At 74.1% G+C, this 22,078-nt stretch carries 14 protein-coding genes; 10 read left to right on the forward strand and 4 right to left on the reverse strand.

Going from position 1 to position 22,078, the window contains the following annotated elements:
• Positions 1-60: 60 nt before the first annotated feature.
• Complete coding sequence (locus OHS33_RS17415; protein ID WP_330331334.1) at positions 61-588, forward strand: hypothetical protein; 528 nt, start codon at positions 61-63, stop codon at positions 586-588.
• Here the strand turns inward: OHS33_RS17415 and OHS33_RS17420 are convergent.
• A complete protein-coding gene (locus OHS33_RS17420) occupies positions 582-2,081 on the reverse strand; it encodes an AfsR/SARP family transcriptional regulator (protein WP_330331335.1) in 1,500 nt (499 codons plus the stop codon). The genes OHS33_RS17415 and OHS33_RS17420 overlap by 7 nt on opposite strands.
• 246 nt (positions 2,082-2,327) lie before the next feature.
• Between OHS33_RS17420 and OHS33_RS17425 the strand changes: the two genes are divergently transcribed.
• From OHS33_RS17425 to OHS33_RS17450, 6 genes are all read left to right on the forward strand, one after another.
• Positions 2,328-5,288 (forward strand): AfsR/SARP family transcriptional regulator, encoded by a 2,961-nt coding sequence (locus tag OHS33_RS17425; RefSeq protein WP_330331336.1) that lies wholly within the window; start codon positions 2,328-2,330, stop codon positions 5,286-5,288.
• A gap of 126 nt (positions 5,289-5,414) precedes the next feature.
• On the forward strand, positions 5,415-6,356 hold the full coding sequence (locus OHS33_RS17430) for a CAP domain-containing protein (protein ID WP_330331337.1): 942 nt from the start codon (positions 5,415-5,417) through the stop codon (positions 6,354-6,356).
• 75 nt (positions 6,357-6,431) lie between these two features.
• Positions 6,432-7,304 (forward strand): peptidoglycan-binding protein, encoded by an 873-nt coding sequence (locus tag OHS33_RS17435; protein WP_330331338.1) that lies wholly within the window; start codon positions 6,432-6,434, stop codon positions 7,302-7,304.
• Positions 7,305-7,477: 173 nt separating this feature from the next.
• Positions 7,478-12,067, forward strand: coding sequence for a trypsin-like serine protease (locus tag OHS33_RS17440; protein WP_330331339.1), 4,590 nt, complete (start codon positions 7,478-7,480; stop codon positions 12,065-12,067).
• A 139-nt stretch (positions 12,068-12,206) separates the two neighbouring features.
• Positions 12,207-13,166, forward strand: a complete 960-nt coding sequence (locus OHS33_RS17445) for an ATP-binding cassette domain-containing protein (protein ID WP_330331340.1) — start codon at positions 12,207-12,209, stop codon at positions 13,164-13,166.
• 56 nt (positions 13,167-13,222) lie between these two features.
• Positions 13,223-14,056, forward strand: coding sequence for an ABC transporter permease (locus OHS33_RS17450; protein ID WP_330331341.1), 834 nt, complete (start codon positions 13,223-13,225; stop codon positions 14,054-14,056).
• A 96-nt stretch (positions 14,057-14,152) separates the two neighbouring features.
• On the opposite strand, the gene OHS33_RS17455 is transcribed toward OHS33_RS17450, so the two are convergent.
• A complete protein-coding gene (locus OHS33_RS17455) occupies positions 14,153-17,365 on the reverse strand; it encodes a BTAD domain-containing putative transcriptional regulator (RefSeq protein ID WP_330331342.1) in 3,213 nt (1,070 codons plus the stop codon).
• Between the two features lie 122 nt (positions 17,366-17,487).
• Here OHS33_RS17455 and OHS33_RS17460 point away from each other — a divergent pair, with 122 nt between their 5' ends.
• Together OHS33_RS17460 and OHS33_RS17465 are read left to right on the forward strand one after the other, a co-directional pair.
• Positions 17,488-18,057 carry an XRE family transcriptional regulator gene (locus OHS33_RS17460; protein WP_330331343.1) on the forward strand — a complete coding sequence of 190 codons (570 nt, stop codon included), beginning with the start codon at positions 17,488-17,490 and terminating at the stop codon, positions 18,055-18,057.
• Between the two features lie 120 nt (positions 18,058-18,177).
• A complete protein-coding gene (locus tag OHS33_RS17465) occupies positions 18,178-19,068 on the forward strand; it encodes a class I SAM-dependent methyltransferase (protein ID WP_330331344.1) in 891 nt (296 codons plus the stop codon).
• Positions 19,069-19,106: 38 nt separating this feature from the next.
• On the opposite strand, the gene OHS33_RS17470 is transcribed toward OHS33_RS17465, so the two are convergent.
• Together OHS33_RS17470 and OHS33_RS17475 are read right to left on the reverse strand one after the other, a co-directional pair.
• Complete coding sequence (locus tag OHS33_RS17470) at positions 19,107-21,035, reverse strand: ABC transporter permease (protein ID WP_330331345.1); 1,929 nt, start codon at positions 21,033-21,035, stop codon at positions 19,107-19,109.
• A gap of 11 nt (positions 21,036-21,046) precedes the next feature.
• Positions 21,047-21,451, reverse strand: coding sequence for a TOBE domain-containing protein (locus OHS33_RS17475; RefSeq protein ID WP_330331346.1), 405 nt, complete (start codon positions 21,449-21,451; stop codon positions 21,047-21,049).
• 207 nt (positions 21,452-21,658) lie between these two features.
• On the opposite strand from OHS33_RS17475, the gene OHS33_RS17480 reads away from it, so the two are divergent.
• On the forward strand, positions 21,659-22,075 hold the full coding sequence (locus tag OHS33_RS17480; protein ID WP_330331347.1) for a TOBE domain-containing protein: 417 nt from the start codon (positions 21,659-21,661) through the stop codon (positions 22,073-22,075).
• Positions 22,076-22,078 lie beyond the last annotated feature (3 nt).

Raw genomic sequence — 22,078 nt, forward strand, 5'->3', positions numbered from 1 at the left:
ATGCAGGGCGCCCGCGTAGGTGTGCGGGTGCCGGATCAGGCGCGAGAAAGGTGCACGGGGATGGCAGCAGCGGTGTCGAAGGCGAAGATCAAGGTGGCTCGGCGGGTGGCCGGGGTACTGGCGGCGGGGGTGGTGGCGTTCACCGGGACGCTGGTGGGCGCGGGCAGCGCGCAGGCCGCGTACGACTCGGGGACCCGCACGATGTGGAACGACGAGCCGCTGTACAAGGGCTGGCACGTCGACAACATCGACACGCGGCTGATCATGCAGGACGACGGCAACCTGGTCCTCTACCGCGGGTTCAGCAATCCCGCGACGCAGAAAGCGACGTGGGCGTCCAACACCGCCGGCTGCGGCGAGAAGGCGGTCATGCAGACCGACGGGAACCTGGTCGTCTACGGCCAGGGCGGACGGGTCTGCTATGCCCTCAACGAGTTCAAGGGCTCGTACGCGAACGCCTGCCTCACGGTGTTTTCGAACGGATTCAGCGTCTACTACACCAACCTGTCGTGCCCGGAGGCCGCCCCCACCGCCACCGCCGACCACGGCGTGATCATCAAGATAACCCGCAGGTCGGACGCCTACTGATCGCGTCCCGTTCGCGCCACCAGTCCCGCCACCGACCAGTGCGGGCGCGCCGCGAGGCGGGTCGCCGCCGCGCGCAGGTGCAGGGGCAGGTGGCCGCAGAGCGCGGCCAGTTCGGCCACCGGGCCGGGTTCCTCGCGGACCCGGTCCGCGCCCGCGACCCGGGCGAGCAGCTCGTGCGCGTCGTCCGGCTCCAAGGGGCCGATACGGATGTGCGCGGCGCCCGTCGGCAGGGCGTCCGGGGCCGCCCCGGTCAGTACCGCCGCGCAGCCGGGGGTGGCCGGCAGCAGCGGCTCCGGGCGGGCCACCCCGTCCAGCAGGACCAGCACGCGCCGCCCCGCGAGGGCGGCGCGGTAACGCCGGGACAGTTCGCCCGTGTCCGCGGTGTCGGGCGGGCGTTCGCCCAGGGCCCGCAGGAAGGCGGCGAGTACGGCGCGCGGCTCGGCCGCCGCGCCGTCCCGCGGGCCGCGCGCGCTCACGTACGGGCTCACGTACAGCTGGCCGTCCGGGTAGGCGTCCTGGACCGCGTGGGCCAGGTGCACGGCGAACGCCGAGGTGCCGCTGCCGCGGGGGCCCGACAGGGCCAGGACCGGGGAGGTGTCCGGCTGCCGGAGCAGCCCTTCGGCCTCCCGCAGCTCGGCCCCCCGGCCCACCCAGTCCGGAATGTCCGGTGGCAGCTGGCCGGGGCGGGCCGGGCGGCGGGGCGGCGCCGGGGCCGGGGCGGCCGTCAGCGCGGGATCGCCGTCCCGGATGCGGGTGTGCAGCTCGATCATCGCGGGGGACGGTTCCAGCCCCAGTTCGCGGTCGAGCCGTTCCCTCAGCGCGTCGAAGGCCGCGAGCGCCTCGTCCGTCCGCCCGCCGCGGTGCAGGGCCAGCACGTACAGCCGCTGCACCTCCTCGTCGTGCGGGTTCTCCGCTGCCAGGGCCCCGAGTTCGGGCAGCAGTTCCGCGTGCCGCCCCAGGGTGAGTTCGATGTCGAGCAGCGTCTTCGTGACCGCGTGCCGTCCCGCCGCGAGCCGGTGGCGGGTGCGCTCGGCGAGTACGCCCGGCACCCCGTCCAGCGCCGGTCCGCGCCACCGCCCGAGGGCTTCGCGGAGCAGGGCGCGGGCCCGTACCGGATCGTCGTGGCGCAGCGCGGCCGACTCCAGCACCGCGGCGTCGTAGTGGAAGAGGTCGACGGCGCGGCGGTCCACGTTCAGCCGGTAGCCGCCCGATTCGGCGACCAGCACCTCACCGCCCGGGTCCCCGGGCGCGGCCATGGCCCGGCGCAGCCGGTGGGTGTGGGTGCTCAGCTGGCCCACGGGGTTCTTCGGCCACTGGGCGTCGTCCTCGCCCCAGAGGCCGTCGATCAGCTGCCCGAGCGGGACGAGCTGCCCGGGGGCGAGCAGGAGCGCGGCGAGCACGGCGCGCTGCTGCGGCCGTCCGAGATCGGTCTCGTGGCCGTCCCGCCAGGCGCGCAGTGGACCGAGCACGCAGAATTCGAGCCCCATACCCATGCCGCCCCCGCATCCATGAGCCCCGTGCGCCATCGGCGCGCCGACGGTCCGCGACCCCTGCGCCATCCGTGCGCCATCCGTGCACAATTCGCGACAGATAATACGGGGACGGGGAGGGAGCGCCGCCTTCGCCGCGCAGTGCCGCAGCGCCGTCCATGGACGGCAGGGCCCACGGGATGGGGATCCAGGGGCCTACGGGAGTGCGTGGCGGACGGGGCGCGGAGCACGAGGACTGGGGGAAGGACCATGGGGGATTTCGCACTGCGATTCAGCCTGCTCGGGCCGTTGCGGGCCTGGTACGGGGACGACGAGGTCGAGCTGGGGCGGCCCCAGCAGCGGGCCGTGCTGGCCGCGCTGCTGACGGCCGGGGGGCGTACGGTCGCCACCCCGGTCCTCGCGGACGCGGTGTGGGGCGGCGCTCCGCCCTCCGAGCCGCGCAAGGCCGTACAGCTGCACGTGTCCCGGCTGCGGGCCGCCTTCAAGGCGTGTGCCGGGGCGGAGCGTGCGGGCGAGCTGCTGGTCCGCGTGGGCGACGGATACGCGCTCGCGGCGCCGGACGCCGAAGTGGACGTGGTGGTCTGGGACCGGCTGCTCGCCGAGGCCGGGCGGCTGCGCGACCAGGGCGCACCGGCCGACGCGGTACGGGAGGTGGTGCTGCGGGCGCACCGGCTGTGGGACGGGGAGCCGCTGGCCGGCCTCGCCGGGCCGCACGCGGAATCGCTGCGGTCCCGGGTGCGGGAGCAGTGGCTCGGCGCGAAGGAGCTCCAGCTGGAGATGGACGTGGAGCTGGGCGACCGTACGGACCTGACGGCGGAGGCCGCCTCGCTCGTACTGGAGCACCCGGGACGGCCCCGGCTCACCGCCGTCCTCATGCGGGCCCTGTACCAGGCGGGGCGCAAGGCCGAAGCCCTCGCGGTGTACGAGGAGGCCCGCCGGACTCTCCCGCCGGACGCTCGGGAGGACGATGCCCCGGCAGTGGGCGCGCGGCGCGCTGACGGGCCCGCCGCGCTGCACCTGCGGATCCTGCGCGAGGACCCCGCCCTGCTGCCCGTCTCCGCCGCCCGCGCCCAGGCCCCCGCCTGGCAGCCACCGCACCAGCTCCCCGCGGGTCTCGCCGACTTCACCGGCCGGGAGTCCGCCGTCGAGACGCTGGTGGACCGTCTCGTGGGCGGCGTCGGACGCGCGGTGGTCGTCTCCGCGCTGGACGGCATGGGCGGCGTCGGCAAGACGACGCTGGCGGTGCACGTGGCCCGCCGGGTCCACGAGCGGTTCCCGGACGGCCAGCTCTTCGCGGACCTGCGCGGCGCCGACCGGACGCCCCTGGACCCCGGCCCGGCGCTCGCCGGGTTCCTGGGCGCGCTGGGGGTCGCCCCGGCCGAGATCCCGCTGGACCTGGGGGAACGTACCGCCCTGTACCGCTCCGCGCTCGCGGGCCGCAAAGTGCTCGTCGTCCTCGACAACGCTGTCGGCCCGGAGCAGGTGAAACCCCTGCTGCCGGGCTCCCCCGGGTGCGCCGTCCTCATCACCAGCCGCACCCGCCTCACCGGTCTCTCCGGGGCCCACCAGATGCGCCTGGAGACCCTCCCCCCCGACGAGGCGCTGGAGCTGTTCACCCGGATCACCGGAGCCTCGCGGGTGGCCGCCGAACCCGGCCTCGCCGAGGAGATCGTGGTGGCCTGCGGGCTGCTGCCGCTCGCCGTCAGGATCGTCGCCTCCCGGCTCGCCGCGGACCCCGCGCTCACCCTGGCGGCGCTCGCCGGGGAGCTGCGCGACCAGCGGCGGCTGACCGCCCTGGACGACGGCAAGCGCACGGTGGAGGCGACCTTCGCCCTCTCCTACCACCGGCTCGGCCCCGAACTCGCCCGCGCCTTCCGGCTGATGGCCCTGCCGGACGCCCCGGACATCTCGCTGCCCTGCGCCGCCGCGCTGCTCGGCCGGTCCGAGGCCGAGGCCGACGAGCTGCTCGAAGCCCTCGTCGACCTGAACCTGCTGCACTCCCCGCAGTTCGAGCGCTACGGATTCCACGACCTGGTCCGCGACTACGCCCGCGACCGGCTGGCCGACGAGGAACCCGCCGCGCGGCGCACGGCGGCCGCCGACCGGCTGGTCGACTTCTGTCTGGCCACGGCGCGCAACGCCGACCTCGCCGCCCGCTCCGTCGACCCGGTCGAGCAGAGCCTCCTCGACGCACGGGTCACCTCCGCGGGCCGCCCCGTGGCCGATTCGGCCCAGGCGGTGGGCTGGATGCGCGAGCAGGCCGGTGTGCACGCCGCGGCCATCCACCTGAGCTGCGCCGATCCGGCGCTGCCGCTGGACCGCGCGGCCGAACTCGCCGACAAGATGGGCTCGGTGCTCTTCGAGCGGGCACAGACGGCGATCATCGCCGACCTGGCCGAACTCATCGCCGACGAGGCGGCGGCCCGGGGTGACGACGGCCCCGAGGCCCTCGCCCGGCACGTGCGGGGCATCATGCTCTGGCACGTCAACCGGTACGAGGAGTCCGAGCGGGAGATCGGCCGGGCGGTCGCCCTGTGCGAGGGCGTCCACGACGGTCCGGTCGTCCGCGTACGGGCCAAGGCCCTCCTCGCCCTGGGCAGCAACCTCCGGGTCCGCGGCCGGTACGCCGAGGCCGCCTCGTACGCGGGCAGCGCGGCCGCGCTCTTCCGCCGGGTGGGAGCCGAGCGCGCGGAGGGCAGCGCGCTGGGGGAGTTCGCGTTCTGCTGCGCCCAGACGGGGCGCGTGGAGGAGGGCCGGGCCGCGGCCGAGCGCGCCGCCCTCCTGATGGACGGGTCGGGCCCGGTGTCGGCCGCGACCGGCCGCTACTACCTGGCCCGGGTGCTGCGGCTGTGCGGCGATCCGGAGGCGGCCCTGGTCCACGCGGTGCGCGCCCGGGAGGAGTTCGCGGACCTCCAGGTGACGGTGTTCGAGGCGGCGGCGGGCGACCTCGTGGCCCGTATCCACACCGAGGCGGGCCGCTGGCTGCTCGCCACCGAGGCCGCCGAGGCGGTGCTGCCGCTCGCCCGGCGCACCAGCAGGGCGCTGGAGGCCGCGCTCCTGCGCACGCTCGGGACCGTGCACACCGGTCTCGGCAGGCCGCGGCAGGCGCGCGCCTGCCTGGAGGACGCGCTGGCCCTCTACGAGCGGCTGGGTCTCGGCGACGACGCCGGGGAGACGCGGGCCCTGCTGGACGCGCTTCCCCGGCCGTAGCGCGTGGGCGGAAAGGGGCTCCGCTACGCGCGTTGACCACCTGTCTACCGCGGTCCGTGAGCGTTCCTCTCGTCAGTCGGCCGGTCGATCGGACCGGCAGCCAGTCAGACGAGAGGAACGATCCACATGCCCACGCTTCCCCAGAACGGCCAGGCATTCACGCTGCAGACCCCGCTCGACGGGCCGGGAGGAAAGATCGTCGCTGACCTCCAGGGCAGCAACAGCGGCCGCGGGACCCGCATCCAGTCGTACCACGACAACGGCACCAAGGCGCAGGGCTGGGTCTTCTGGGCCAAGGAGAACGGCACCTGGCTGCTGGAGAGCCAGGTCACGCAGGGCACGCACGCTCCCGGCCAGGGGATGGCCATGGACTACAACTACTCCACCGGCCAGGCCTGGCTGTTCAACGAGCACGGCCAGCCCAACCAGCGCTGGTGCCTGGAGGCCGTGGACAACGACTGGCTGCGGATCAAGAGCGCCCGCGGCGACGAGGGCGACGTCTTCCTGACGGCTTCCCCGCAGGAAGCCAGTGCGCTCACGCTCTCCCAGCGCGACGACAACAACCAGGGCCAGCTGTGGCGCCTGACGCCGGCCCGCGGGCTGGGCGGCGGCGCCACGGGCGGCGGCCAACAGCAGCCCCAGCCGCAGCAGCCCCAGCAGCCGCAGCAGGGCGGGGCCGAGGGCCGGGTCCTCCAGCTCACCAACGAATACCGGCAGCGCAACGGCCGTGGCGCCCTCGCCCTGCACCCGGCGCTGAACGGCGTCGCCCAGGCCAGCGCCGCCGAGCAGGCCCGGCGCAACACGCAGGGCCACTTCACGGTCGGCCAGTGGTTCGGCCAGGCGGCCGCGGGCGGTTACCGGGGCGCGGGCGGAATGTGGGAGAACGCGGGCGGTGCCCGGGTCGGCGGAAACGACTACTGGCCGACCCCCGAGCGCATCGTCCAGGCCTGGATCGACGAGCCCGCCCACCGGGACAACATGCTCCAGCCGGGCGCCACGCACCTGGGCGTGGGCCGCGTCAGCAGCGGTGACGGAACCACCTTCTGGTCCCAGATCCTCGCCAGCTGACCGCACCGCCCCCAGCCCCCCAGCCCCCCAGCCCCTCGGCTCAGCACACGTGCACGCACGCAGGAGAACTCCCTCATGACCGCAACCGCAGCAGAACTGATCCGCGCCGCCCGCGGCGAGATCGGATACCAGGAAGGCAACGACGACGGCGACTGGAACAACATCCAGCGGTATTCACCCGCCGTACCCGGCCTGGAATGGTCCCAGGGCGAGGCGTGGTGCGCCACGTTCGTGGCCTGGTGCGCCCGGGAATCGGGCAACGAATCCCTCTTCCCGGTCTCCGCGTCCTGCGCCGAGGGCGTGTCCTGGTTCGAGGAGCGCGACCGGTTCACCGAGTACCCGGTGATCGGCGGCCAGGTGTTCTTCGGCCCCGGCGGCGGCAGCCACACCGGCATCTGCATCGCCTACGACGGCTCCACGATCACCACCATCGAGGGCAACACCAACGACGACGGGAGCGCGGAGGGCGACGGCGTCTACCTCAAGACGCGCGACCGCGCGTCGAACCGCGTCCACGGCTACGGCATCCCCGACTTCGCCGGGGGCGTCGTGCTGGCCGACCCCGAGTGGAAGGGACGCCCCGGGGCGGTGTACTTCGCCGAGGAGGCGTCGGAGTCCGACCTGCCCTCCGGCGGGACCGCGCCCTCGTCCGCACGGGACAGCGCCCCCGCCGGCGCCGACGATGGCGGTGGTGACGGCGGCTACGAGCCCTTCCCCGGCGCCGAGTTCTTCCACCCGGAGCAGGACAGCCCCGTCGTCACCCGCATGGGTGAGCGCCTGGTCGCCGAGGGCTGCTCCGCCTACGCCGAGGGCCCCGGCCCCCAGTGGGGCGACGCCGACCGCGAGTCGTTCCGCAACTGGCAGCACAAGCTCGGCGACACCGGCGCCGACGCGGACGGCGTCCCCGGCCCGAAGCAGTGGTCGGCGCTGAAGGTGCCCCGCGCCTGACCCGCGCGCCTGACCCGCGCCTGACCACCACCCCCGTCGGGTCAGGCGCCGCCCGCCGGGCGGGGACCGCGAAGGCGGTCCCCGCCCGCTCCCGATGAACTGACGGATATTCAATAGGAGGTTTCTCAGGGCGCTTTGGCACATCCGACGGCGGATTGGCACACTATGGAGAGATGGATCCGCTGAGGCTGGTCGACATCCGTACCGAGGGCATCGGGGACAAGCGCGCGTTCGGCAGCGGCTATCTGATCGCGCCCCACCTGGTGCTCACCGCCCGGCACGTCACCCGGCAGAAGAGCACGGGCCTGTTGTGGCCGCGCATCACCGCGCACGTCGGCCTTCCCTCCGACGGCCCCGTCGCATACCGGACGGCAAAGGTCCGCTGGACCCATCCCGACGGCCTGGACGTCGCCCTGCTGGAGCTGGACTCCGCCGTGGACGTACCGGGAGAGGTGCGGTGGGGCCGCGTCGGCGGAACGTACCCGGTGCCCTACCGGGGTCTCGCCTTCCCGCGCTCGACGCGCAAGCCCGACGGGTCCCGCAACTCCGAATACCTGGACGGAAACCTGCCCCGGCTGTCCGGCGGCGGCGGCGTGCACAACCTGTACACGCTGAACCAGAAGGCCGCCCCGGGGGAACTCAAGGCGTGGGCCGGCGCGTCCGGCGCCGCCGTCTTCTGCGACGACCACCTGGTCGGGGTGGTCATCCACGACGACCCGGGGTACCAGAACCGCCGCCTGCACGCCTGCCCCGCCCACAGGTTCGTGGCGGACCCCGGCTTCACGGACCTCCTGCGCGAGCACGGCGTCGTACCACCGGCCCCCCTCACGGTGATCGAGGCGGCCGGTCCGGCGCCCGAACCCGTGGCGCCGCCGCGGTCGGCCCTGCCCTCCTGGCTCTCCCCGCTTCCGGCCGGTCCCTCGGGCAGGTTCGTGGGGCGCGAGGCGGAGCTGCACAGCGCGCGTTCCCTGGTCTCGGGAGGCAGGGTCCTCTCGGTCGTCGGGCCCGACCACACGGGCAAATCCGCCTTCATCGGGCGGCTGGTCGGCGACGGGGAAGTCCGCCGCGCACTCGGCACGGACCGCCCTTGGGGGCTGCTGGAGCTGAACGTGGCCGGGTCCGGCAGCCGGTTCCCGGTGTCGCGGGCGCTGGCCACGCTGCTCGACGTCGACCTGTTCACGGACCAGGAGTACGGCGAGGACACGGCCTCGGCGGAACTCAAGATCAAGCGCATGCTGAACTCCCTCTCGGGCGCCGCGCGCGGGCACGACATCGTGACCGTCATCAACTGCACCCGTTTCGGGAAGGACACCTTCGATCTCGAAGCGGACCTCGACGAGGTCCTCGGCAACTTCGCGTTCCGGCGCTCCGCGGTGCTGATCTCCAGCCTGACGCTCCTCCAGGCCGACGGGGGCCAGCAGCTGCGCGACATGCCCCCGGTCCGGCTCGGCCCGCTCCCCGCGGTGGAGGCCGCCGAACTCCTCTCGGCCGAGCTGGACGAGCGCCACGTCCGGGTCGATGCCCGCCAGGTCATCGCCGAGGCCGACGACAGTCTCGTGCAGCGGCCCGGGATCCTGCTGTCCGGTGTCGACCAGTACGTGAGGAACTACGCCGACGCCGGCCCGCACGACGCCGACCCGGTCGAGGTCGCCGTGGATCTCCTCAGCGCCTGCCGCGTCACCATCACCAAGGTGTTCGAGGACGCCGGATGCCGGCTGCTCGACGATGCGGGCGCTCCCGGCGCCCTCGCCCCGCTCATCGTCTGGGCGATGGCCGAGCACCTCCCGCTGCCCGAGGACGTCCTCGTCACCGCGGGGGTCGGCCGGGCGTCCCTGCACCAGCTCTCCGCCGATGGCGTGCTCCTCGTACGGCAGCCACCCGCGGGTCCACCGGAACCGCCGCACTACGAACTGAGCCGCGCCACCCGGGAGGCGCTGCGGAACATGACGCTGGTCGCCCTGGGCGTCGACGCGGGACGGCGGCTGAAGGCGGAGGAGTCCGTCGCGCTCGGTCCGGCCGCCCATGATCCGGAGCTGCTGGACGGGGCGCTTCAAGAGGGTGCGCTCGCCGTCTTCGAGACCGCCCGCTCCCATTTCGAGGACGAGGAGGGCGACGGCAGCCACCGGGCGCTCGTCTTCGCCGTGGAGTGCGCGGTCGGCTGGATCCGGGCCCGCGCGGACGACCGGCTGCCCCGGCTGAGCCTCCAGGCGGAGGACATCGCCAACACGCTGGATGTGGCGGCGCTGATCCTGCCGGTCCAGCCGAGCGAACGGCCGCAGGAGGAGCCGGCGCCCGATCCCGTCGCGGAAGCCCCCGGGGCCGAAGCCACCGTCGGCGGTCGCCCGTACGACGGCTACGAGGCCCTGTACCGGGCCGTGTCGCAGCTGAACGTGCGGATGCGCGAGCCGGTGACGGCACGGGCCGAGGCCGCGTTCATCGCCGCCTGCGAGCAGGCCGTGCGCGCCCTGTGCGGCTGCGCGCCCGGTGTTCCTCCGCAGATGCTGCGGTCCGTCGACAACGCCCTGTACTTCGGCGGGCGCCGCTACGGGTGCGACGCCGACATCCTGCGGATCCGCGTCGACGCCGCCGACGTGCTGAGCGAGGACGCCCGCCGGATCGCCGGGGGCCGGGTGGGCCGGCTCGCGTCCACCATTTCGTGGCTGCTCAACACCGCGGATCTGCAGCTGGACGGAGAGCAGCTGGCCGAAGGCAGGGCCGGCGTCGCGCTCGTCCACGAGCTGCTGCCCCTGCTGCCCCGGCCGCACACGACCGGTGGTGAGGCCACGCAGCTCGGCCTGCGCATGCGCGCCAGCCGGGCCCGGGCGAGGACCGCCGACAACGAGCCGGAGCGGCTGGAGGCACTGGCGGAGTCCGTGCGCCTCGGCACCGTGGCCCTGGAGCGCTGCGCGCCCACCACGGCACTGCGGCACCTGTGGACCCGGCGGTTCCTGGAGGCGGCCAAGCACCACGCGTTCGAGATGCGGACGGACGAGGAGCGGACCGCCTTGGTGGGTCTGGTCATGGACACCCTCACCGGCGCGTACGGACCGGTCCCGGTCTGGGAGCCGCCCGTCCGGCTGACCGTCGCCAGGTTCCTGCGCAGCGTCCACCGGCGCCAGGCCGACCCCGCTCTCCGGCTGGACGGCGCGAACGCCGCGCTGGACCTGCTCCTGCCGTACGGTGACGCCTTCGTGCAGCAGGCCGGGTCCGGCGACGCCGACGGGCTGCTGGAGCTGGCCCGGACGGCCGGGTTCAAGGCGTGGGCGCTGCAGGAGAACGAGCGTCTGCCCGAAGCCGTCGCGGAAGCCGGGAGGGCCGAGCGGTACGCCGTACAGGCCGTGGACGGTGCCCCGAGTACCCACGCCTACCGCGTGTGGCTGCAGTGCCTGCGCCATCGCGTGCAGTTGGAGAGCGGCGACCCCGATGACCCGGCCACGCAGCGGGAGCTGCGCCGCGCGATCAGCAGGACCCAGGAATGGCTCGCCACCGAGGAGGCCCGGACCACGCACCACGCGCAGCTGGCCCGGCTGTGCATCGTGGAGGAGTGGTTCCTGCGCGGCCGCAGCCTGTGGCAGGCGGCAGTGCAACCGAACGAAGGGAACAACCCCGCCATCCGGATCGAGCTGCGCCGCGTGTACACGGAGCGGGTCCGGACCCTCGAAGGCCACGAGAAGCGGTACGGGCGGACCATCGACACGGCCGTGCTGCGCTGCGACCTGGAACGCGAGTACCGGCGCCTCCTGACGGTGCAGCAGCCCGGATCCGCCAGAACGGGACGCCGCGTCGACAACCGCCCGACCTGGGCGATCATCGACCGCGCGGAGGGCAAGTGGCCGCACAGCACCGAGATCCGGCTGGCCCGGGCGCGGCTCCACCGCTACCTGTGGGAATACGCCGAGTCGGCCGCGATCCTGGAATCGGTGATCCGCAGCACCCGCAGCGGGCAGGAACGGCGCCAGGCGCAGATAGACATGGCGGACGTCCTGCTCCAGTACGTCCGCTTCGGATCGCCGGACCCGGCGGAGCGCGCCGCGGCGCTGGAGCGGGCGGCCGCGCAGCTGGTCGAGCCGCTCGGCCACCGCTTCCAGTCACAGCGGGTGGCCGTGCTGGGCGAGCGCGTCCGCCTGGAGTCCGGCGCGTCGGTCGACCAGGAGCGCATCGACGCGGCGTTCGAAGAACTCATCGGCTCCGGCTACGCGACGAGCATCGGCAGGTACCTGCACAGCAGGCGCTACGCGCCCGCGGAACCGGCCGCCGAGGACGGGGAGAGCGGACCGGACGAGGAGCCGGAGGAGGATACGGGCGAGGAGCCGGCCGAGGAGACGGACGAGTCACAGGACCTCACGCAGCTGCTCTACGAGGACTTCACCGACATCGAACTGATCGACGGGCTGGGGCAGCTCTATCTGCGCCAAGCCGAGCTGTGGAGCGCGGAGGACGCCCCGGACGCGCGGAGCGAGGCCGCCGTGGCCGCGCGGCGGGCGTACGACTGCTTCGACGCGTGCCGGGTGCTGCTGGAAGCGCGGTTCGGCAAGGAGCACGTGGTGAACTGCTTCCAGCGGGCCGAGGCCATCCGGCAGGCCGCCCGGCTGACCGGCACGGCCAACCCCCTGGCATGGAAGCCGGAGGGCAAGCCGAGCTGGCTGAAACTGGCCGTCGACCTGTTCCAGTCGGCCGCCGGACGGTCCGTGGACACCTTCCACGTGCTGTGCAAGGCGCGCATCAAGGAAACACAGCGGCTGCTGAACCAGCTCACCGGCTGAACCAGCTCACCGGCTGAGGGGATCCCCGGCTGACAGCCCGCCGCGCACGCTGTCAGCAGGCTGTCCGCGCGCTGTCAGCCGGGACCCGCATCGTCAGGGCCATCGAGAACGACGGGCACCTGACGAGGAGTGGTTGAGCATGGCGTACGCGATCCGGGCCGAAGGACTGGTCAAGAAGTACGGGGACTTCACCGCCCTGGACGGGGTGGACCTGGAGGTTCCGGCGGGCAAGGTCGTCGGCGTGCTGGGTCCCAACGGCGCCGGGAAGACCACCACCGTCCGCATCCTGGCCACGCTGCTGCGGCCCGACGCCGGGTACGCCACCATCGGCGGCCACGACATCGTCAAGGACCCGGTCAAGGTACGGCAGTTGATCGGGCTGACCGGTCAGTACGCCTCCGTGGACGAGACCCTGTCCGGCGCCGAGAACCTGGTGCTCATCGGGCGGCTGCTCGGCCTGTCCCGGCGCGACGCGAGGGCGCGGGGCGCGGAGCTGCTGGAGCGGTTCTCCCTCTCCGAGGCGGCCCGCAAGCCGATCGCCACCTTCTCCGGCGGCATGCGGCGGCGCCTCGACCTCGCCGCCTCCCTGGTCGGCCGGCCGCAGGTGCTCTTCCTGGACGAGCCCACGACCGGGCTGGACCCGCACGCCCGGCAGGAAGTCTGGCAGGTCGTACGGCAGTTGATCGCCGACGGGTCCACGGTGCTGCTCACCACCCAGTACCTGGAGGAGGCCGACCAGCTCGCCGACTCCATCACCGTCTTCGACAAGGGCCGCAAGGTGGCCGAGGGCCGCCCCGGTGAACTCAAGCGCCGTGTCGGCGGCCAGATCCTCCAGGTCCGGCCCACCCTGGGCGCGGACGTGCCGCTGGTCGCCGGGATGCTCACCGAGCTGACCGGACACGTTCCCGCCCAGGACTCCGGCGTGCTCACCGTGCCCGCCGACGACCCGATGGTGGTCGCCGCGGTCGCCCGCCGCCTGGACGGCGCGGGCATCACCGCCGACGAACTGGGCCTGCGGCTGCCCAGCCTGGACGAGGTCTTCCTGGCCCTGACCGGGCACGCGCCCACCGCCGCGGAGGACCGACCCGCCGCCGCCTGAGCCCCGGCCGCCCGGTTCCCCTCCCCCTCCCCCATACCTCCCGGAAGGTCCCCACCATGAGCACCCTGCCCCTCCCCGCCCACGCCTCCCACACCTCCCACACCGCGCTCCCCGGCCGGATCGGCCCCGCCCAGACCCTCCGGCACAGCCTCGCCCTGGCCGGCCGGGGCGTCACCAAGTTCATGAAGTCGCCGATCCAGCTGGTCGACGTGATCCTCACCCCGATCATCTGCCTGCTGATGTTCATCTACCTCTTCGGGGACGCCATGTCCGGCGGTGACACCGACGGCTACCTGCGGCTCGTCGTCCCCGGTGTGATGGTCATGGCCGTCTTCCAGGCCAGCGTCGGCATCGGCGCTGCGCTCTGCGCGGACGCCAGTACGGGGATCTTCGACCGGTTCCGCAGCATGCCGATCGCCCGCTCCAGCCCCCTGATCGGCGCGGTCCTGGCCGACATCGTCCGCTACGTCGTCTGCCTGGGCACCGTGGCCGTCCTGGCCCTGGTCATGGGCTACCGGGTCGAGACCGGTCCGCTCGCCGCGCTCGCCGCGGTCGCCCTGCTCATCGGCTTCGCCCTCAGCTTCGCCTGGGCTTCGGTGTACCTCGGCATGCTGATCAAGAACCCGGCGTCCGTACAGGGCCTGATGACCATCCTCATCCTGCCGCTCACCTTCGCCAGCAACGTCTTCGTCCCCCGGGAGGGCATGGCGGGCTGGCTCCAGGCCTGGTCGGACGTCAACCCCGTCTCCCTGGTGGCGGACACGGTCCGCGGGCTGCTCAACGGCGGTCCGGTCGCCGACTCCCTGACCGGGACGCTCGCCTGGATGGCCGGAGTGATCGTGGTCTTCTTCCCGCTGGCCGTCCGCGCCTACCGCAAGAACGCCGGCTGATCCGCCGGTCACGCGCCCGGCCGGGCGGGGTCCGCACCCACGGGGGTGGAGCGGGCCCCGCCCGGCCGTTTCGTACGTCTTCGCGCGGCGTGTGCGTCAGTTCCGCGGCGCCGCCCGCAGGGTCTCCGCCTCCAGCCACCGGAGCGCGTCCGCGCGGGAGTACGCGGCCCCCTCGTCGAAGGCCTGCTGGAACCCCTCCCGGCCCAGCTCCGCCACGATGCGGTCGACCAGCTCGCGCCACTCGGGCTCGCCCCAGTCGAAGGCTCCGCGCATCACCTGGCTCATCCCGAGCGAGCGAGCGCCCTCCTCCGGGGCGCCCTCCGCCGTCCGCAGCCCGCCGAGCAGTTCGGCCACCCAGGCGAGCGCGGCGCCCGCTCCCTGGCCGAGCAGGGCGCCTGCCGCTTCGGGCAGCAGGGCCCGGGCCGAGGCCGCGTCCCCTGCGGCGAGGCGGTTCTCGATGCGGGTGCTGACGATCAGGTCGCGGGCCAGTTCCCGCAGGGCGGGGCGTCGGTCGCCCAGCGCCTCCAGCCGGTCGAGCGTGGCGTCGGACCGCACGAGGTCACCGGCCCTGCGGTGCACATTGGCCAGGCCCACGAGGATGTTGGCCTCCAGGCGCAGCTGTCCGCGCTCGCGGGCCTGGCGGTGTGCGGCGTGCAGATCGCGGAAGGCGCCCGCCAGGTCGCCGCTGCGGCGGCGTTCGCGGGCGAGCCTGGCCTTGCTGAGGTAGAGGTAGTCCTCGGTGCCGAGTTCGGAGCTGAGCGCCACGGTCCGCTCGAAGGTGGCGATGGCCTGCGCGTACTCGCCGCGCAGGGAGTGGTCGCGGCCGATCGGGAGCAGGCTCATCACCAGCCCCCAGCGGTCGCCCACCTCCTCGAAGCCGCGCAGGGCCTCGATCCGGGAAGCGGCGCCGGTGTCCAGGTCGCCCTGTTCGGTGAGGGCGAAGTCCCGGGCCAGGTGGGCGGTGGCCCGGACCCAGGGGTCGGGCGATTCCAGGGGGTCGCTTGGCGCCCGTACGCCGGTGGGCGGGGAGACCCGGGACATCCGCAGGAGCAGCAGGGCCGGGTGGAACTCGCGGGCCGTCGCCGACTCGCCCTCGGCGGGCGTGTGTTCAGGCGTAGGTTCAGGCGTGTGTTCAGGCGTACGTCCGCCACGCGCCGCCCCTGCGGACCGCGGCCCGGGGGCCTGCGCGAGGTAGGTGTCGAGCCGGGCGCTGAGCCCCCGGATCCCCCAGTACCAGAACATCGCCCCGGCGAAGCGCGCGGCCAGGTCCGCGTCCCCGGCTTCGGCGACCGAGCGCAGCGCGAGGACGAGGTTGTCGTGTTCGGCGTCGAAGACCTCGATCGCCCGCAGCTGGTCGCGGGTGCGCAGGCGGGGTTCGTGCTCCTCCGCGAGGGCCAGGAAGTACGCGGCGTACCGCCCGGTCACGGCGTCCCCGGACCCGGACCCGGACGCGGGCGCGGCCTCGGCCTCGGCCAACCGGCGGGCCGCGTACGCCCGTACCGTCTCGAACATCCGGTAGCGCGGCTCGCCCGCGCCTTCGTCGGCGGCCACGACCAGCGACTTCTCCACCAGGGCGTCCAGCACGTACGCGATGTCGGCGGCCGGGAGCGAGTCGTCCGCGCAGACCGCTTCGAGCGCGGTGACGGTCGCGCCGCCCGGGAAGACCGACAGCCTGCGGGCGAGGATCCGCTCGGGTTCGTCCAGCAGGTCCCAGCTCCACTCGACGAGCGCGAGCAGGGAGCGCTGGCGGGGCAGGGCGGTGCGGCTGCCCGAGGCGAGCAGCCGGAAGCGGTCGTCGAGGCGGCGCGCTATCTGCGGGGCGCTCATCGAGCGGAGCTTGGCCGCGGCCAGTTCGAGGGCGAGCGGCATCCCGTCGAGCCGTCGGCACACCTCGACCACGGCGTCGAGGGTCGGGTCGTCGAGCGTGAAGTCCGGGCGGACCCCGGCGGCCCGGTCGACGAAGAGGCGGACCGCGGGCGAGGCCGCCGCCTCGGCGGGTTCCGGCGAGCCCGTCGGCACGTCGAGGGGGCCGAGGTGGCACAGGGACTCGCCGGTGATGGCGAGGGCCTCCCGGCTGGTGGCGAGGATCCGCAACTCCGGCAGCTGGTCGAGGAGTTCGGCGGCCAGTTCGGCGGCCGCCTCGACGAGGTGCTCGCAGTTGTCGAGCAGGAGCAGGGCGTCGCCGCTGCCGAAGAGCCCGGCCATCCGCTCGACCGGGGTCGCCGGCCGCCCCTGGCCGGAGTCGTAGAGGCGGCCGTCGGTGGAGCTGAGCGCGCCGAGGACGGCGTCCGCGAGCTGGTCCGGCGCGCTCACACCGGCGAGCGGGACGAACCAGACCCGGCCGCGCGCGTGGGCCCGGTCCCGGGCGGCCGCTTCGAGGGAGAGCCGGGTCTTGCCCGCGCCGCCGGGGCCGACGATGGTGACGAGCCGGCCGTGGGCCAGCTGTCCGGCGAGCCGGTCCAGTTCGCCGTCACGGCCGACGAAGCTGGTGAGCCGGGCCGGGAGGCGGCTCGGGGCCGCCTCGGCCCGCTCGGCGGGCGTCTCCAACTCGCCGCGCAGCAGGGCCAGATGGATCTCCCGCAGATCGGCCGACGGGTCGACGCCGAGTTCTTCGCCGAGCCGCTCCCGGATCGCCTCGTACACCGCGAGGGCGTCGGACTGCCGTCCGGCCGCCGCCAGCGCCCGCATCCGCAGCCCGGCGACCCGTTCGCCGAGCGGCCGCTCGGCGCCCGCCGCCTCCAGATCGGCCAGCACCTCCCCGTACCGTCCGAGCCGCAGCTCGGCCTCGCAGCGGTCCTCGGCCGCCGCGGTCCGCAGGTCCTCCAGCCGGGTCGCGACGGGACCGGCGAACGGGGCGTCGCGGACATCGGCGAGCGCGGCGCCCCGCCACAGCCCGAGCGCCGCCGCGAACAGCGGGGCCGCTTCCCCGGCCCGGCCCGCCGCGAGCTCCCGCCGCCCCCGGGCGGTCAGGTCCTCGAAGCGGTGGACGTCCACGTCCTCGGCCCGCACCGGCAGCCGGTAGCCGCCGGAGGCCGACTCCACCGTCGCGATCCCGCGCAGCGCCCGGCGCAGCCTGGACACCAGCGCCTGGAGCGCGTTGGCCGCGTCGCCGGGCGGTTGCTCTCCCCACAGCCCGCTGACGAGGGAGTCGACGGACACCGTCCGGCCCTCTTCGAGGGCGAGCCGGGCGAGGAGCATCCGCAGCCGTACGCCGCCCACTTCGACCGGCGACGCGTCCTCGGCGTACACCTGTACCGGTCCCAGCAGCTCCACGCGCACCACGGCGGTCTCCCCCTCTGCCCTCTGCACCGACCGGCCCCCGCCAAGTCGATCATCGTTCCAACGCCGGGTCAGCATCACCCACCCGGCGCCCCCGGTAAAGGGCTTCCGACCTCAAGCAGCACTTGCGCGGAGGGCATACGGTGTCGCCCGTGACGCAAGACAATGAGGAGCTGGACAGCCTCGTACGCAAACGGATCCGGGCCCTTCGCGTGGCGCAGGGCTGGTCCCTGGCCGATCTGGCCGCCCGTGCCCACATCAGCCAGTCCACGCTCAGCCGGATCGAGAACGGCCGGCGGCGCCTCGCGCTGGACCAGCTCGTCACCCTCGCCCGGGCCCTGGACACCTCGCTGGACCAGCTCGTCGAGACCGCCGCCGAGGACATCGTCACCCACCCGGTGATCGACGCGGCCCACGGCCTGATGCGCTGGTCCATGAAGGCAGACCCGGACGTGAGCGTGGTGCGGCAACGCATGACGAACCCGCCCCCGGACAGCCCCGCGCGGATGCGGGCCCATCCGGGCCGCGAATGGCTCGTCGTCCTGTCCGGCACGGCGGTCCTGCTGCTGGGGAACCGGCGCGTGCGCGTGGAGACGAACCAGGCGGTCGAGTTCCCCACGATGCTGCCGCACGCCATCGGCGCCGAGGGCGGGCCCTGCGAGATCCTCGGCATCTTCGACCGCGACGCCCGCCGCGGCCACCAGGGCGGCGACGACACCTGAGCGGAGGGACGCCGGGTGATCGGGCCGGGGTTTGCGCATACGGCAGGGGACCCGCCCTTCCTCTTGCGCAGTCCGGGAAGCGTGATGCCGAAACGGCACGGCCGTCCTAGCGTGGCCGCCATGAACCACACCTCCCACGCCTCCCACACCCCCCACGTCCACGACCAGGCGGAGATCCTCGACCTGGACGCGGAGGTGCTCGCCGAGCACACCGCGGCCATCACCGCCCGGCTGCCCGTCCGGGCGGACCCGCGCCACATCGTGGACCTGGGCTGCGGGACCGGCACCGGCACCTTCGCCCTCCTCGCGCGCTTCCCCGGAGCGCAGGTGACCGCCGTCGACGCCTCGGCCGCCCATCTGGAGCGCCTGCGGGTACGGGCCCGGGCGCTCGGTCTGGCCGACCGGGTGCGCACGGTGGCCGCCGACCTCGACGCGGAGTGGCCCGATCTCGACGCGGAGTGGCCCGACCTCGGCAGGCCCGGCCTCGGCAGGCCCGAGCTGGTGTGGGCCTCGGCCTCCCTGCACCACCTGGCCGACCCCGACCGCACCCTGCGCACGGTCCACGCCCTGCTCGCGCCCGGCGGCCTGTTCGCCGTCGTCGAGCCGGCCGGGTTCCCCCGCTTCCTGCCCGCCGACGCCCCGCGGGAGCGGCCCGGCCTGGAGGACCGCTGCCACGCCGCGCTCGCGCACCACCACGCCGGGCACCTGCCGCACCGCGGCGCCGACTGGGGCCCCCGGCTGACCGCCGCCGGGTTCACCGTCGAGGACGACCGTACGATCGCCGTGCACGTCGACGGCTCCGGCACCGACGGCTCCGCCAACGAGGCCGTCGGCCGCTACGCCCTCAGCAGCCTGGAGCGCCTGCGCGCCAACGCCGCCCACGCCCTCACCGCCGAGGACCGCGCCGCTCTCGACGCACTGCTCGACACCGGCGGCCCCCGCAGCATCCTGCGCCGCCCCGACCTCGCGGTCCGCACCGAACGCACCGTGTGGGCCGCCCGCCGCGCCTGACGGACCAGGCGGACCGGGCGGCTCCAGTGCCGGGGCGCTCAGAGTTCCACGAGGGTGACCTCGGTGGCCTTGAGGCCGGCCCAGATCTCGGCGCCGTCCGCGAGGGCGAGGTCGGCGGCGGCCTGCGGGGTGATCTCGGCGATCAGGTCGGGGGTCTGCTCCGAGGTGATCAGGACGCGCAGTCGGCTGCCGACGACGGTGATCTCGCGTACGGTCCCCCGCCAGACGTTGCGCGGGCTGCCCGTGGGCCGTTCGCGGTGCAGGGACACCGACTCCGGGGCGATGATCGCGAGCGCCTCGGCCCCCTCGGGGAGCGGGTCCGCGGCGACCAGGATGCCGCCGGTGGCGAGGGTGAGGCCGGCCCGGGTCGCGGTGCAGGGCCAGGCGTTGCGGCCGAGCATGCGGGCCACCCACGGGGAGCGTGGGTGGCGGGTGACTTCGGCGGGGGTGGCGTCCTGGAGGGTGCGGCCGTCGGCCAGGACGAGGACCCGGTCGGCCAGGGAGACCGCCTCGACGGGGTCGTGGGTGACGATCAGGCAGACCCCGCCGAAGCCGGCGAGATGGGTGCGCAGGGTGTGCCGCACCCGCGCGCGGGTGGTCTGGTCGAGGGCGGCGAGGGGTTCGTCGAGGAGGAGCAGGCGGGGGCGGGCGGCCAGGGCGCGGGCCAGGGCGACGCGCTGGGCCTGGCCGCCGGAGAGCTGGGCGGGTTTGCGGTGGGCGAGGTGGCCGACGGCGAGCCGGTCGAGCCAGGCCTGTGCCTCGGCGCGGGCCTCGGTGCGTGGAACTCCGCGGGCGCGCAGTCCGTAGGCGGTGTTGGCGAGGGCGGTTTGGTGGGGGAAGAGGGCGCCGTCCTGGGGGACCCAGGCGACCTGGCGTTTGTGCGGGGGCAGGGCGGTGACGTCGAGGTCGCCCAGCTTCAATGCGGCGTGGGCGCGGGGGGTGAGGCCGAGGAGGGCGCGCAGGAGGGTGGTCTTGCCCGCGCCGTTCTCGCCGACGACGGCGATGGTGGTGCCGGGTTCCGCGTCCAGGGTCAGTTCGTTGAAGCCGGTGACGGTGGCGTGCAGCGGCCAGGGATCGGTGGGCCGCGGGAGCGCCGGTGGTTCGGCGGTGGCCAAGGCCGCGGCGGCGGGTTCCGGCGCGGAGGCGGTACGGGGGCGGCTCACCGATCCGGTCCAGCGGCCGCGCAGGCCGACCAGGACGGCCATCGCGATGGCCAGCAGGAGCAGGGAGACGGAGGTCGCGGCTTCCGGGGCGTCCTGGAGGAGGAGGTAGACCTGGAGCGGGAGGGTCTGGGTGGCACCGGGGAGGTTGCCCGCGAAGGTGATCGTCGCGCCGAACTCGCCGAGCGCCCGGGCCCAGGCGAGGGCCGCTCCGGCGGCGAGCCCCGGGGCGACCATCGGCAGGGTGACGGTGAAGAACACCCGGACCGGGGAGGCGCCGAGGGAGGAGGCGGTCTCCTCGTAGGAGGGCCTCAGGCCCGCGAGGGTGCCTTCCAGGCTGATGACGAGGAACGGCATCGCGACGAAGGTCGCGGCGAGGACGGCGCCCGAGGTGTGGAAGGGGAACACGATCCCGAAGGTGCTCTCCAGCCACGGCCCGAGCAGCCCGCGCCGCCCGAAGCCGAGCAGCAGGGCGACACCGCCGACGGTCGGCGGCAGCACCATCGGCAGCAGGACCAGGGCCCGGACGGAGGTCTTCCCGGGAAACTCCACCCGGGCCAGCAGCCACGCCAGCGGCACGCCGAGCAGCAGGGACAGGCCGAGCGCCGCGAAGGAGACGAGCAGCGACAGCTTGAGGGCCAGGACCACCGGCGGGCTCGTGAGGTGGGTGCCGAGCGCCCCCCATTCGGTGCGCACCAGGATGCCGATCAGCGGCAGCAGCAGGAACGCGACGGCCAGCAGTGCGGGCAGCACCAGGGTGAGGGAGGGCCGGGTACCGGATATCCGGTACCCGCGGAGCCATTTCACGTAGGCGCCGGTCAGGTGCGGTCGATGTGGACGCTGGTGGATTTCACCCGGGCCGTGGCCTGCATTCCGACCTCCAGCCCCAATTCCTCGACGGCTTCCCGGGTCAGCAGGGAAACCAGCCGGTGCGGGCCCGCCTGGATTTCCACCTGGGCTGCCACGTCGCCGAGTTTCACGGCCGTGATGATGCCCGGAAAGGAGTTCCGGACGGAGCTGTGGACCGGCTCGTCCTCGTCCTGGTCCCGGTGCGCGAGGTCAGCCGCGAACGCCGCCAGGTCGCGGCCGTCGATGAGCCGGCGCCCCGAGCCGTCGGGGCCCTCGCGATAGGTGGGGACCTTGCCCGCGTCGGCCCAGCGCCGGGCGGTGTCCGTACTGACGCCCAGCAGGCGCGCGGCCTGACCCACGGTGTAGTGCTGCATGTGCCACACCTTAGGGAGGAAAACCCGGCATCTGCAATGCGACCGAATTGTGGTGACATCCGGCCGGGCGAAAATGCCAACCCGTGAAGACCATTCGCCTTGCGGATGAGACCGGCTCCGCGCGCCGCGGGACGTACGCGGCTAGCGTGATCGATATTGCGGTCCAAAGGCCGCTTTCCCCCACCGAGCAGAGTGAGGCGTCACTTCATGAGCCTGAGCATCCGCAACCAGATCCCCGGCACCATCACCTCCGTCACGGCCGGCGAAGCCATGTCCACGGTGAAGGTCCGCCTGGTGGGCGGTCAGGACATCACCGCCGCGATCACCACCGACGCCGTCAAGGACCTCGGTTTCGCCGAGGGCACCGCCGTCAAGGCGCTCGTGAAGTCCACCGAGGTCTCCCTCGCGACCGCCCCGGTCGAGGGCATCTCCATCCGCAACCAGATCGCGGGCACCGTCACCGACGTCGCGACCGGTGGCGCCATGGGCTCCGTCAAGGTCTCCGTCGAGGGCGGCGAGCTGACCGCCGCGATCACCAAGGACGCCGTCGAGGCCCTCGGCCTGACCGCCGGTTCCTCCGTCGTCGCGCTGATCAAGTCGACCGAGATCTCCCTCTCCGTCTGATCA

This window comes from Streptomyces sp. NBC_00536 (assembly GCF_036346295.1).
Taxonomy (GTDB): Bacteria; Actinomycetota; Actinomycetes; order Streptomycetales; family Streptomycetaceae; genus Streptomyces.

What these genes read in the sequence shown, in the direction of transcription:
- OHS33_RS17415 (WP_330331334.1), top strand. Translation starts at nt 61, where the DNA reads ATGGCAGCAGCGGTGTCGAAGGCGAAGATCAAGGTGGCTCGGCGGGTG.
- OHS33_RS17420 (WP_330331335.1), bottom strand. Translation starts at nt 2,081, where the DNA reads ATGGGTATGGGGCTCGAATTCTGCGTGCTCGGTCCACTGCGCGCCTGG.
- OHS33_RS17425 (WP_330331336.1), top strand. Translation starts at nt 2,328, where the DNA reads ATGGGGGATTTCGCACTGCGATTCAGCCTGCTCGGGCCGTTGCGGGCC.
- OHS33_RS17430 (WP_330331337.1), top strand. Translation starts at nt 5,415, where the DNA reads ATGCCCACGCTTCCCCAGAACGGCCAGGCATTCACGCTGCAGACCCCG.
- OHS33_RS17435 (WP_330331338.1), top strand. Translation starts at nt 6,432, where the DNA reads ATGACCGCAACCGCAGCAGAACTGATCCGCGCCGCCCGCGGCGAGATC.
- OHS33_RS17440 (WP_330331339.1), top strand. Translation starts at nt 7,478, where the DNA reads ATGGATCCGCTGAGGCTGGTCGACATCCGTACCGAGGGCATCGGGGAC.
- OHS33_RS17445 (WP_330331340.1), top strand. Translation starts at nt 12,207, where the DNA reads ATGGCGTACGCGATCCGGGCCGAAGGACTGGTCAAGAAGTACGGGGAC.
- OHS33_RS17450 (WP_330331341.1), top strand. Translation starts at nt 13,223, where the DNA reads ATGAGCACCCTGCCCCTCCCCGCCCACGCCTCCCACACCTCCCACACC.
- OHS33_RS17465 (WP_330331344.1), top strand. Translation starts at nt 18,178, where the DNA reads ATGAACCACACCTCCCACGCCTCCCACACCCCCCACGTCCACGACCAG.
- OHS33_RS17475 (WP_330331346.1), bottom strand. Translation starts at nt 21,451, where the DNA reads ATGCAGCACTACACCGTGGGTCAGGCCGCGCGCCTGCTGGGCGTCAGT.
- OHS33_RS17480 (WP_330331347.1), top strand. Translation starts at nt 21,659, where the DNA reads ATGAGCCTGAGCATCCGCAACCAGATCCCCGGCACCATCACCTCCGTC.